At 71.9% G+C, this 11,171-nt stretch carries 11 protein-coding genes and 1 pseudogene; 2 read left to right on the plus strand and 10 right to left on the minus strand.

Translation table 11 applies throughout. The annotated features are described in order from the left end of the window. Nucleotides 1-351: 351 nt before the first annotated feature. From ACZ7JZ_RS34445 to ACZ7JZ_RS34475, 7 genes are all read right to left on the minus strand, one after another. Nucleotides 352-984 (minus strand): hypothetical protein, encoded by a 633-nt coding sequence (locus ACZ7JZ_RS34445; protein WP_470946672.1) that lies wholly within the window; start codon nt 982-984, stop codon nt 352-354. A gap of 112 nt (nt 985-1,096) precedes the next feature. Continuing rightward, complete coding sequence (locus ACZ7JZ_RS34450) at nt 1,097-2,101, minus strand: DUF932 domain-containing protein (RefSeq protein WP_470946674.1); 1,005 nt, start codon at nt 2,099-2,101, stop codon at nt 1,097-1,099. 100 nt (nt 2,102-2,201) lie between these two features. After that, entirely contained in the window at nt 2,202-2,648 is a 447-nt protein-coding gene (locus ACZ7JZ_RS34455; protein ID WP_470946676.1) for a hypothetical protein, read from the minus strand. Between the two features lie 126 nt (nt 2,649-2,774). After that, on the minus strand, nt 2,775-3,335 hold the full coding sequence (locus tag ACZ7JZ_RS34460) for a hypothetical protein (protein ID WP_470946678.1): 561 nt from the start codon (nt 3,333-3,335) through the stop codon (nt 2,775-2,777). Nucleotides 3,336-3,428: 93 nt separating this feature from the next. Beyond that, nucleotides 3,429-3,839 carry a hypothetical protein gene (locus tag ACZ7JZ_RS34465; RefSeq protein ID WP_470946681.1) on the minus strand — a complete coding sequence of 137 codons (411 nt, stop codon included), beginning with the start codon at nt 3,837-3,839 and terminating at the stop codon, nt 3,429-3,431. 56 nt (nt 3,840-3,895) lie between these two features. Next, a complete protein-coding gene (locus ACZ7JZ_RS34470; protein WP_470946683.1) occupies nt 3,896-4,288 on the minus strand; it encodes a hypothetical protein in 393 nt (130 codons plus the stop codon). A 496-nt stretch (nt 4,289-4,784) separates the two neighbouring features. Next, nucleotides 4,785-5,480 carry a hypothetical protein gene (locus ACZ7JZ_RS34475; protein WP_470946686.1) on the minus strand — a complete coding sequence of 232 codons (696 nt, stop codon included), beginning with the start codon at nt 5,478-5,480 and terminating at the stop codon, nt 4,785-4,787. An 820-nt stretch (nt 5,481-6,300) separates the two neighbouring features. On the opposite strand from ACZ7JZ_RS34475, the pseudogene galE reads away from it, so the two are divergent. Then, nucleotides 6,301-7,296 (plus strand): annotated as a pseudogene (galE, locus tag ACZ7JZ_RS34480) (UDP-glucose 4-epimerase GalE). A gap of 277 nt (nt 7,297-7,573) precedes the next feature. Here the strand turns inward: galE and ACZ7JZ_RS34485 are convergent. Both ACZ7JZ_RS34485 and ACZ7JZ_RS34490 read right to left on the minus strand, forming a co-directional pair. Then, nucleotides 7,574-8,128, minus strand: a complete 555-nt coding sequence (locus tag ACZ7JZ_RS34485; RefSeq protein ID WP_470946689.1) for a flavoprotein — start codon at nt 8,126-8,128, stop codon at nt 7,574-7,576. Next, complete coding sequence (locus ACZ7JZ_RS34490; RefSeq protein ID WP_470946692.1) at nt 8,125-9,360, minus strand: helix-turn-helix domain-containing protein; 1,236 nt, start codon at nt 9,358-9,360, stop codon at nt 8,125-8,127. The genes ACZ7JZ_RS34485 and ACZ7JZ_RS34490 overlap by 4 nt, the downstream gene beginning before the upstream one ends. Nucleotides 9,361-9,442: 82 nt before the next feature. On the opposite strand from ACZ7JZ_RS34490, the gene ACZ7JZ_RS34495 reads away from it, so the two are divergent. Next, nucleotides 9,443-9,958 (plus strand): hypothetical protein, encoded by a 516-nt coding sequence (locus ACZ7JZ_RS34495; RefSeq protein WP_470946695.1) that lies wholly within the window; start codon nt 9,443-9,445, stop codon nt 9,956-9,958. Between the two features lie 184 nt (nt 9,959-10,142). Here ACZ7JZ_RS34495 and ACZ7JZ_RS34500 read toward each other — a convergent pair whose 3' ends face one another. Next, nucleotides 10,143-11,165, minus strand: coding sequence for a UDP-N-acetylmuramate dehydrogenase (locus ACZ7JZ_RS34500; RefSeq protein WP_470946699.1), 1,023 nt, complete (start codon nt 11,163-11,165; stop codon nt 10,143-10,145). Nucleotides 11,166-11,171 lie beyond the last annotated feature (6 nt).

Here is an 11,171-nt window from a genome sequence, read left to right on the forward strand (position 1 = left end):
CCCGCGGAGCGGGTTCCTACGCGCTGCGCGCGTAGGAAAGAACCACCGCGCTTCGCGCGGTGGGGCCTGCTTCGCAGGCCTTGACCCGCTCCTTCGGAGCGGGTCCCCCAGCGCTGCGCGCTGGGCAAGGAACCGCCTCCGCTGCGCTTCGGCGGGCCCCCCTTCGGGGGGCCGTCCCCTCCGCTTCGCTTCGGGGGTCTGAGCGCTGCGCGCCCAGGGGGCGGCCCGCTTCGCGGGCCTGGTGGCCGGCCTTCGGCCGGGGGTCCTCCGCTTCGCTGCGGACCTGGGCTCGCTGTGCGAGCCCCCTGAACCCCCGGACTGCGTACGGGGGTTGGCCTTGCGGCTTCGCCTTCAGGCCTGCCCGCTCCGCGGGCTGCTGGCAGCAGCATCGGCCCGTCTGGGCTGGGGCATCGTGTCGAGCTGCTGGGCCACGCGCTCCAGGCTGTCCGCCTCGCGCTCGTACGCGGGGCTGTCGGTCATGTCCCGCAGCTCCCACAGGGCGGTGATGTGGTCTTCCTGAGACAGGGTCAGGAACCGCAGGGCGCGGTCGCGGGGGCTGCTGTACCGGGAACGGCAGATCGGGGCCCCGCGGAGCGGAATCAGGCGGGTGTGGATGTACCAGCGGCCTCCCGAGCGGGCGTAGTAGTGGATCTCGTCGCAGGGGTCGGAGCCGAAGCGGTGGGCGGGCTCCTGCCAGGCGAACACGACCTCGGTCCCGCCGGGGAGGACCACCCAGTCGCCGTTGACGGCGGGGATGGTGAGCGGCTGGCCGTCGGGGGCGATCTCGGTCACGGAGGTGGGGCGGACGCAGAACAGGACGTCCGTACCGGTGTCGGGGTCGGTGAGGACCAGGCGGTCGGTCGGGTAACGGTCGTCGTCCTCGTGGGCGCGGCGGTACGGGCAGTCGGTTTCGGGGCGGGCCTCGAAGCGGCGGCCGTGGAACCGGGGCTGGCTTCCGTGGTACTCGACGGTGCGCGCGACCATGGCTGTGTCTCATTCTGTGAGTCGGATGAACTCTGGACTGGATCCCCGGGTGCGGATGGCGGAGCCACCCGCACCCGGGGTGTACCGTGCCGCGGGCGGCGGCGAAGGGGTGTCAGACGGTCATGAGGCGGAAGGCGTGTTCCATGACGTTGTCGGCGGTGCCGTTGATGATGCGTTCGGCGCGGGCGGCGTTCTTCGCATCCGGGCTGGTGCCGCGGGCGGGCGCGATGTGGTTGGCGTACTCGGTGACCGCGTTGTACCCGGCCCACGCGGTGCCCCGGATCCCGGCCTGCGTGTCCGCCTCCTCGAAGAGACGGCGGATGCTGGCCCAGCGCTGGTCGCGGTTGGTCTTCTTCCGGGGGCTGTCCTCCCCGGCCAGCGGCCACAGCTTGTCAACGACCTTGTGCAGCATGGTGGTGGACATCTCGCGGTCCAGCATGCGCTGGGCGGCCTGCTCGAACTCCTCGGCGTAGCGGAAGGTGAGGCCGAGGGCCTGGCGGGCCTGGGCGATCCGGCCGCGGGCCCCGGAGGTGTGCCGGACCGTGTAACTGCTGCGAGTGTCGTCCAGGGCCGCGCGGAGCGTGTTCGCGCACACCACCCGTACCGGGGTGACGACCGTGCGGAACGCGCTGCTGCCGTCGTGGGAGTTGAACGCCGCGATGTACAGGTCCACGGCGTCACTGCGGCCGATGGTCAGGGTCTGCGGGAGCTTCATGGTCAGGAACACCTGACGGCCGTCCTTCAGGGATCCGGCGGTCTCGAAGTGCGCGCCGGACTCGTCCACGAGCATGTTCAGGAACTCGGCGTGCTCCTCGTTCTGGACCGGCATGTAGTCCGGACCGACCACGCCGAGGGTCTCCGGCCGCCCGGTCTTCGGGTGGGTGCGCACACTCGCCCGGTGGTTCGGCACCTCCAGCACGCTCGCCCCGTCGGCCGACAACTCGGTCGCGGTCAGGCCGACCAGGCGCACGTTCCAGTCGGAGAGGGACGCCAGGCGCATCGCCTCTTCCGCGGTCATCGCCTCGGACGTGACCGTGCCGAGCTGGTGCCAGGCGCTCTGGCGGGCGCTGGCGAAGGCTGCGGTGCCGTCGGTGAACTGCTCGATCTGGTGTGCCATCGTGCTCTCCTCCAAGTTGGGTGTCCGGGTGTGTCCGGGTTCGGTACGGGCCGGGGCGGGGGTGCCACTCCCCCGCCCCGGCGGTGCGGGGTGGTGAGGGTCAGGGGAGGGCGGGCGCGTCGGCGAACCGGTAGCCGGGGGCGGGGTTGTCGTCGTCGCGGCCCTCCGCGATGCAGTGCGCGATGAGGGTCTGCTCCGCGGTGGCGGGCAGGGCCGTCACGTCGGCGTACACGGCCCAGGAGCGGACGGTGACCGTGCCGTCCGGGTCCGGGGAGTTCAGGACGACCATCGCCCTGGCCCCGCGGCTGGTGAGCGCCAGGAGCCTGCCCGCCTCCACCACCTGGTGGTCCGTGTTCTGCTCGTCGAGCACGGGGCCCGTGATCGTGCACTCCACCGACTCCACACCCCGGCACGTCAGAAGGGTGATGAACAGCCCGTGCTCGCCCTCGCCCGCGACCGCGGCGAGCCCCCGCAGGATGCGCAGGCTGCGCTTGACGGCATCGCTCATCACGCGAATTCGGCCGGCCGTCGGGTGGTTGATGCTCATGGATATGCCCTTCTCTGAAGCTGTGCGGGTGTGCAGGTGTGCGGGGGCGGTGGTCTCCGTCCCCTGGGGTGGTGGCCGGTGCGCAGGGCGGGGGAGTCGCTGGCTCCCCCGCCCCCGGGGGGTGGGTCAGCGGACGCGGAAGCCGCCGCGGTCCTGGGCGCGGGTCAGGAAGTCGAGCCAGGCCGCCCACTGGCCGCAGTCCCGCACGGCGGCCTCACGGGCCTCGGCCGGGGCGGCTCCGTAGGCCTTCAGGGCCGCCCCGATCTCGCGCGGGGTAACCAGCCAGTCGTCGTTGGAGGAGAGCTTGTAGGCGGGGATGCCGGGGCCGCCCGGGTCGGCGGTGCGGGTGCGCTCCGCCCCGGCCGCGGCCTCGTCCACGACCTTGCGCGCGGCCTCGTCGTGCGGCGACTCCTGGAGCGTCTCCATCGCCTCGTCCAGACCCGGCGCCCCGAAGTCCGGCCACGCGGGCGCCTCGTCCTCGGTCAGCATCCCGCAGGCCTGCATGAGCTCACAGGCCGTGCCCATGCCCCAGATGTTGAAGCGGAAGTACGAGACGTCGGCGTCCTGAAGCGCCTCGTACGCCTCGTACACACCGGCACCCGCGGACTGGGCCCGCTTCAGGCCCTCCTCGGCGCTGGCGATCTCGGCAGCGTCCGGGCCGTTCTCGATGTACAGGTCGTATCCCACGACAGGGTCTCCCTTCGGTTCGGTTCTTCTTCGGTGGGGCGGGGGTGCCACTCCCCCGCCCCTGGGGTGGATTGGTTTGGTGGGGCTGGGCTGCTACAGGCTGAGTTCGGGGGCGTCGGTGAACCGGTCGCCCAGGTCCGGGAGCGGCTCACCGGTCACCGCGTCGGCCGTGTAGTGACCGCGGACCTCGGCCGCGGACAGCGCCCGCGCCCGGTGCCCGGCGACCGACCAGCCCCAGATCCGGTCCCCACCGTCCGCGGACCGGGTACGCAGGACGGCGCCGTAGAGCGAGGTGTTCAGCACCGGGGCCAGCGTCATGGCGGCGTCGGCGATCCCGGCGGCCCGGCCGTAGTACGTGCGGCCGCCGCTGCGGTGGAACGGGACATGAGCCGTCCGGGCCCCGTTGCCGACCGTGAGGACGTGGCAGCCGTCCCCGGCCGCCGTGCTGACACCGTGCAACAGGCTCTGCGCCTCCCGCACCGCCAGAAACATCAGGATGTCCATAGGGTTCCCTCCTGGGTGCCCCGAAGGCCGGTACGACCGGCCCCCGGGGTCGGCGGCTAGCGGGTGCGCTGGGCGGGAACCGTGAGGGTGCGCAGCGACGGCCCCTCGTGCGCCATCAGCCGGTCCAGCACCACAACCACCTGGTCGAACGTCAGCCCCTGCGCCCCGGCCCCGGTGTCGGTGCGGGGGCCGGTGAACAGGGCCCGGCCCGTCACCGCGCGCGGGCGCCGGTACAGCGCGAGGAGCTTCTCCACGGGCGCGTTGCCGGGCTCGCGGCACTGCGCCGCGTAGTGGTCGGTCCACATCCCCAGACGGCCCGTCAGCCCCTCGTACGCGACGGAGTCCGCTCGCAGGGTGGCCTGCGGGGTCATCTCCGGCGACCAGCCCATGACGTGGAAACCGCCCGACGGCGACACCTCGATAGCCAGGAACTCCGGACGAACAGACATAGCTCTCCCTCAGATCGCGGGGGCGGGGGTGTGTTCTTCGGTCACTGGCGGGGCCTTGCCTGCCCTCACCAACAATGTAATTCTATCGCGACTCTGACGTTTTTGGGGGTCGCGGAGGCTGTTTCCTTGTCCCCGAAAGAGTGATGTATTCGCAGGTCAGAGGGGTTGTAGGCCCGGGGTGGGGCGGGCATCGCGGGGCCGGGGACGGCCCGGGTGGGGGCGGGGCGGGGACCGCCGCGGGGGCGGTGTGAGAGCGCGCAGCGCTCGGTCCGGGCGCAGCGCAGCGGAGCCCGGCACACAGGCCCTGCGGCGGTCCCCGCCCCGCCCCCACCCGGGAGGGGCGGACGGCGCAGCGCAGCGGAGCCGGCCGCCCCGGTCGGCACCGGCCCCGCAACGCCCGCCCCACCCCGGGCCAAACGCTCTGAGGGGACCACAGCCGGCCGGCCATGGCCCCCTCAAGGGACGCGGAATATCAAGTTGTCGGGGCGGATGGGGGTCAGGGGGCGTTGTAGAGGTCCTGTGCGGTCTTCAGGGCGACCCGGCGGACCGCCGGCGGGTAGCCGAGGCGCTCTGCTGCCGCGACGGCGTCCAGGCCCGGCTCGGCGCGCATCTGCGCGACGATCCGGTCGGCGCGCTCCTGCTGCAGGTGCCTTTGCGCAGTCGGCATCGCGATGCCGAGGACGTCGACCACGTGCGCGGCCGTCACGGCCGGGTCCTCGTCAAGGAGTTCGGCGATCCGGCCCGGGAGCAGGTCCCGCGGGACCATGTCGCCTGAACCCCTCGGCCGGCCGCTCGGCGCCGACATCGTCCCCCGCGCCGCACCGTACGCACGCACCGCAGCCCGCGGCCAGTGCTCAACCCCGGCCACCACCACCACATTGTCGGCCAGGCCCGCGTCGTTCTTGTAGCTGTCCACACTCCGCGGCTTCACATCCAGCACCACCGCGGCCTCACGACGATCCAGCAAGTCCCCATCGTGGTCCACCGCCGGAATCACCGGCACCGGATCGCCGTCCCGATACGCCACCACCTGCTCCTCGTCCCAGAGCAGCACCTGCGCACCCTCAGAACTCACCGGCGCCGGGAAGTCCCCCGCGGTGTAGGGCATGACGCTGCGGAACGTCGCCCACTTCATCCCCAGGAGCTCGGCAAGCTCCGTACGGCCCACGGCGTTCCGCCCAACCCGGATCATGCTCCCTGACCTCTCACAGAACGAGGCACACCGAGGCACCCGCAAGGTGCGGGGCCAACGTGCTACGCACAACGAGGAAAAACCATAACGCAATTGCGACGTTCGCGTGCGTCGCCTCCCCGCGCGGGCGCTATGCTCGATGTTGTAGGCACTCCTTCACGGTGTGTTCTTCGGTCGGCCGGCGCCCTTGCCACCCGCACACGCGGAAGTGGGCGTCGGCCACATCTATTTCCCCCACCACCAACACGCCCCCTTCCCTCCTCCTGCCCATTCGCCCGGCCTCCCCCGCTCCCTCCCCCCTCCTCCCGCACTCTCCTCGCTCTCCTCCTCCCGCACCCCCTTCGCCCCTCTCCCTCTCCCGCACTCCCTTCGCCCCTCTCCCCCTCTCCACCCCGCTCTACCAACCAACTCCCTCCCCCTCTTCCCTCACCCTGCTCCCCCTTCTCCTCGCTCCTTCCTCGCTTCCTCCCACCCCCTCCCACCTATAAGTCCGGCTAGTCACCACCTGAAATCAGGCCTCTGAGCAGCAACGATGCCCCGGGCCACCGAAATCTTCTTCACCCCATCCCTGACCCCATTGCTGACCCCAACGCTGACCCCATAGCTGACCCCTTCATTCACCCCATGCCGCACCCCCACACGCCCGGAGCCCGGGAGGGGTGCGCCGGCTGGACCGAGGGGCAGGTCCTGCAGGCTCTGCACGGTCCGGCGCTGATGTGGGCCGACTGCTGGCGACCGCGGTGGCGGTGGACGATCCGCGGAGCCACTAGCCTGGGTGCCCGTCGACCCATGAGCCTCGAACGACCGGGAAGAGAAAATCGTGACAACCGTCCTCGTCGCCGGCGGCGCCGGCTACATCGGCAGCACCGTGGCCTCGGCCTGCCTGGACGCGGGCATCACACCCGTGATCCTCGACAACCTCGTCCGCGGGCGCAGGGAGTTCACCGAGGGCCGCACCTTCTAGGAGGGCGACATCGCCGACGGCCCGCTGGTCGACCGGATCTTCGCGGAGCACCCGGAGATCTCCGCGGTGGTGCACTGCGCGGCGCTGATCGTGGTCCCGGAGTCGGTCGCGGACCCGATCGGGTACTACGACGCGAACGTCGCCAAGTCGCTGGCGTTCGTCGGCCACCTGCACCGCAACGGGTGCGACCGGATCATCTTCAGCAGCTCGGCGTCGATCTACCGGGCGGAGGAAGGCTCCCCGGTCGACGAAGACTCGCCGCTCGCGCCGCAGAGCCCCTACGCCCGTACCAAGGCCGTCTGCGAGGAGATGTTCGCCGACATCGCCGCGGCGGGGCCGCGGGTGCTGTCGCTGCGGTACTTCAACCCCGTCGGCGCCGACCCCCATCTGCGCACCGGCCTCCAGCTCAAGCGGCCCAGCCACGCCCTGGGCGTACTCATCCAGGCCCACCAGGAGGGCAGGCCGTTCCCCGTCACGGGTACGAACTACCCCACCCGCGACGGCACCGGCATCCGCGACTACGTCCACGTGTGGGACCTCGCCGCCGCCCACATCGCGGCGATCCAGCGGTTCGACGCCGTCCTGACCGGAGCGCAGCGGTCGACCGCGGTCAACCTGGGCACCGGGTCCGGTACGACCGTCCGGGAGCTGTGCGCCGCGTTCAACAACGTCGTCGACACGCCCCTGGCCACCGTCGACGCCGACCCGCGGCCCGGTGACGTAGCCGGCGGCTACACCACCAGCAGGCGGGCCGCCGAACTCCTCGGATGGACGCCGAAGCTGTCCCTCGAGGAGGGGATCCGGTCCGCACTCGACTGGATCCCCGTCCGGGACAAGCTGCTACAGGACTGACCCCGCACTGTCTTCACCCGTCGCTGCCGGTGGTCCGGCGCGGGTGGAGGCCGTCTTCGCGGGTGAGGAGACGGGACATCGCGGGGGTGAGCCACGCGGTGTCCGATCTGTGTTCTGCCGGGGCGTCGTGGTAGACGAGGTAGGGGATGCCCAGCCCGGTGAGGAACCGGCGGCCGGCGATCCAGCCGACCGCCCTCTACGACCGTCCTGGAGCAATGGCCGATGCCGCCGCGGGGCCCAGTGGGAGTGGCGGCCCCCGGCGACTCGGTTTCGGTGGTCAGAGTCGGGGGAGTACGGGGAGGGCGTCTATGGCGGCCTGCCAGGGGTAGGCGTCGAGGTTGCCCTGCCGGGCGGGGTGGGGTGTGAAGCCGCCTTCGCCGAGCAGGACGGTGACACCGGCGGCGCGGAGGGTCTCGACGTGGCGGGCGATGGCCGGGTGGGCGCCTTGCGCGCTGTTCCAGTGCGGCAGGGCCACAATCGGAAGTCCGAGCCCGACTCCTTCGGTGAGCAGTCCCAGGGCGAGGGTGTCGGAGACCGCGGTGGCCCATTTGCTGAGCGAGTTGCTGGTGAGCGGGGCGACGAGCAGGGCGTCCGCGGCCGGGAGGACGTCCTCCTGGGAGGGGAGTTTGTACTGGTGGCGGACGGGGTGGCCGGTCAGGGTCTGGAGCATCTCGATCTCGTCCTCGGAGTCCTCGGACGCCCACCGGTAAGCGGACGGGCTAAGGACGGCGCAGACGTCCCAGCCGGCTTTCTGGGCGGCTTGGATGGGGATGTGGAGGCGGCGGGCGGGCGGGGCGGCGCAGGCGATGACGTACAGCACGTTGGTGGTCACCGGGGCAGTCCACAGCGATCTGCGAGGGCGCGCAAGCGTGCCTCGGCGCGGCCGGCTCCGAGAAGTTGGAGGTTCTCGACGGTGGTGCGGGTGCGGGGGCGGCACTGGACCTCTTCGGGTGCCAGTCGTTCTGCTTCCAGCAGGGTCTCCACCGCGTCTTCGTAGAGGCCGGCCTGCATCTCCGCGAGGGCCCGGTCGGTGAGCAGGTGCGCCCGGCGTTCGCGGGGCAGTGCGTTGAGGGCGTCGGCGGGGATCTGTGCGGCTGCGGCGACGGCTGCGCCGCCCTCGTTGAGTTCGACGCGGGCTGAGACCCGGTAGCAGTCCACGTTGGTCGGGCCGAAGGCGGTCCAGAGGCGGTTGTCGTCGGCGCCGAGCCGGTGTGCGTGCTCGTCAGCCTGGTCGAGGAGGCCGGGTACCTGGCGGGCGATGGCAGCGGGGTTTCGGTCGTCGGCCCCGGCGGCGGCTGCGGTGGCCATGGCGGCTTTGAGGTAGAGCATGCCGAGGACGGACAGGCCGTCCGGGCCGCTGGCGAGCAGGTCGGTGTGGAGCCGTTCGGCGGCGGCGAGTACGAAACGGGCGGCGGCGGCCGGCTGTCCGTGGTGGCTCATGGCGTCGCCGAGGTGGCGGGCGGCGGAGGCCATGATGACGGGGTGCCCGCTGCGTTCGGCTGCGGTGACCGCGCGGTGTCCGGCCAGGACGGCCAGTTCGCTGTCGCCCCATTTGACGGCGGCGGCCTCGGCCAGCTCCAGGGACAGGGACAGGAGGCCGTACGCGGTGAGCTGGTCCTCGCCGCGGTAGTGCTGTGTCGCGGCGGTCGCGTCGACCAGGAGGGTGGGGACGGTGGTCCCCAGCTGTGCGAAGTGCCCTGCCTGGAACCCGTCACGGGCGCTTGTCAGGGTCCGGCGGAGCTGGTCGAGGGACCGTGGCGGGCCGCTGTCGCAGGTCCCGGTGAGGATGTCGTGGCGTTGGAGGACGCGGCGCACGGCTTCGGCTTCCGCGGCGCCGCCGCACTCGGTGTCGATGACCTCGGCGAGGAGCCTCTCGGGGGTGATGCCCAGCCGGAGCGCGGCCAGGCGGACGACGGACAGCTGGGGGTCGGCCTGGCGGCGGGAGGCCTCCAGCTCCTCGACCCACCGGACCGATCTGCCCATGAGGCTGGCGAACTCCTGGCGGGTCAGATTGCGGCGGGTGCGCCAGTACTGGACACGGTGGCCGAACGGGACGGAGGTCATGGCGGCGCCTTCTCAGGGTGCGAAGGACAACCCACACACATCGTGTGGTCGTACTCCGGTATAGCGCCCCTACCGTGCCAGCATGACCCAGTCTCGAAACTCCACGACTTCGTGGTCCTCCATGCTCGAAATCGACAACACAACGTACGGGAGGCTGGTCACGGCCGGGCAGAAGGCCACCCGCCTCGTGCCCTGCGGCGCCGGCCTGGACGCGGTCGTGATCAGCAGCATGCGCCGCGGCCTCGACGCCCTCGACGCCATGAACCTGCAGGTGAACGGCGGGTACTCGGTCCTCGCCAACCGGCTCCGGCAGGAACTGACGGTGGTGGTCGACGCAGGCTGGCCCCACCTGTGGGACGACGTGAGGGGTGTTAAGCCTTTGTCCCTCGGGGCGTGGCTGGTGGTGCCGGTGGAGTACGACGGCGGCAACCTGACCGCATCCTGGCTGAGCCACCCACGGGATCCGTCGCCGAGATTGTGGCGGGATTCCGGTGAGGGCTCATCCTTCCCCGGGCTCACAGCACGGGTCGAGCCGCGGGAGCTGCACGAGGCACTGTGCACGATCGACCGACGGGCGCTGCCCGCGGCGGCGTTGTGATGTCCGCGGCGCTGGACGGTCCGGAGGCACGGCTCGTCGCAGGGGTGCCGCTCGGCCGGCGGCCGACGAGTAGCTAAGAAGCGGACCACCGGTCCTGGTACGGGGCCATCGGAGACCTTGGGCGCTCCTGGTCTGGGAGGGGCCACAGCGCGCAGAGACGCAACGCCGGATCCGGGCCGCCGGTTCAGACGGTCGTGGGCTCCGGGTCCAGGGCGATTCCCGTGGCCCTGTGCACGTTCGCGGTCATCGCTTCCAAGGCGGCCCGGAATCCTGACGCGGTGGCCTCGGCTTGGGCGGTAAGGGTCAGGGTGCGGCGCGTCGAGCAGTGGACGCCGCGCGTCACCTCGGTGCCGGGCCGGTAGCCGCAGGCCTCCAGCAGCCAGCCCGCGCTGGCCCGCCAGGTGCCCGAGGGCGTGCGGTGGACGGGGGCGCCTTGGCTGCGCAGGCTGCGGGCCTGGTCGTCGGTGACGGTGGGGTTGAGGAAGCAGGAGCCGGCCTGCCGGTGGTCGTGACCGGTCTCGGGCAGAAGCAGCCCTCGCTCGGCGCGGTCGTGCAGTACGGCCGCCGCAGCTTCGGCGAGCGGGGGCCTGCTGCCCAATGGGGCCCGGAGTGCTGTGGCGAGGTGCTGGTAGGTGACGGGGGCCGCCGCGGTGGAGGGGGTCAGGTGGAGAGTGAGGGAGCGGATCGTCCACCGGCCGGGCTGCTGCTTGAACCTGCTGGTGCGGTAGCCGAGTCCGCACTCGGCGGTGGGGATCCGGGTGGTTCGGCCGGTGGTCCAGTCGTGGGCGGTGACGGCGATGAGCCGGTCGCCGATCTCCTGCCCGTAAGCTCCGGCGTTCTGGACCGGCGCTGCCCCGGCGGTGCCGGGGATTCCGCCGAGGTACTCGATGCCGGAGAGGCCTTCGGCGACGGTGTGGGCGACGAGGTCGTCGAACGGGTGGCCGGCGGCGACGGTGACCTCGACCTGCCCGTCGGCGAGGTTGCGGATGTGGATGCCGCGGGTGGCCATGTGGATGACCGGCCGGGTGGTGCCGTGGTCGGGGGCGAGGGTGTTGCTGCCGCCGCCGAGCGTGAACGGCCGTTCGGGGTGCGCGGCGGCGGTGCGGGCGAGGTCGGGCCAGTCGGCGTCGTGGGTGTGGCTGAGCCAGAGCGGCGCGGGGCCGCCCAGGCGCAGTGTGGTGTGGTCGGACAGCTGGTGCTGTCCCATGGCGGG

The sequence above is a fragment of the Streptomyces sp. NPDC038213 genome, assembly GCF_055600495.1.

Coding starts and splice junctions, on each gene's coding strand:
- ACZ7JZ_RS34465 (WP_470946681.1), bottom strand. CDS start 3,839: ATGGACATCCTGATGTTTCTGGCGGTGCGGGAGGCGCAGAGCCTGTTG.
- ACZ7JZ_RS34495 (WP_470946695.1), top strand. CDS start 9,443: ATGACCCAGTCTCGAAACTCCACGACTTCGTGGTCCTCCATGCTCGAA.
- ACZ7JZ_RS34475 (WP_470946686.1), bottom strand. CDS start 5,480: ATGATCCGGGTTGGGCGGAACGCCGTGGGCCGTACGGAGCTTGCCGAG.
- ACZ7JZ_RS34450 (WP_470946674.1), bottom strand. CDS start 2,101: ATGGCACACCAGATCGAGCAGTTCACCGACGGCACCGCAGCCTTCGCC.
- ACZ7JZ_RS34490 (WP_470946692.1), bottom strand. CDS start 9,360: ATGACCTCCGTCCCGTTCGGCCACCGTGTCCAGTACTGGCGCACCCGC.
- ACZ7JZ_RS34470 (WP_470946683.1), bottom strand. CDS start 4,288: ATGTCTGTTCGTCCGGAGTTCCTGGCTATCGAGGTGTCGCCGTCGGGC.
- ACZ7JZ_RS34445 (WP_470946672.1), bottom strand. CDS start 984: ATGGTCGCGCGCACCGTCGAGTACCACGGAAGCCAGCCCCGGTTCCAC.
- ACZ7JZ_RS34500 (WP_470946699.1), bottom strand. CDS start 11,165: ATGGGACAGCACCAGCTGTCCGACCACACCACACTGCGCCTGGGCGGC.
- ACZ7JZ_RS34455 (WP_470946676.1), bottom strand. CDS start 2,648: ATGAGCATCAACCACCCGACGGCCGGCCGAATTCGCGTGATGAGCGAT.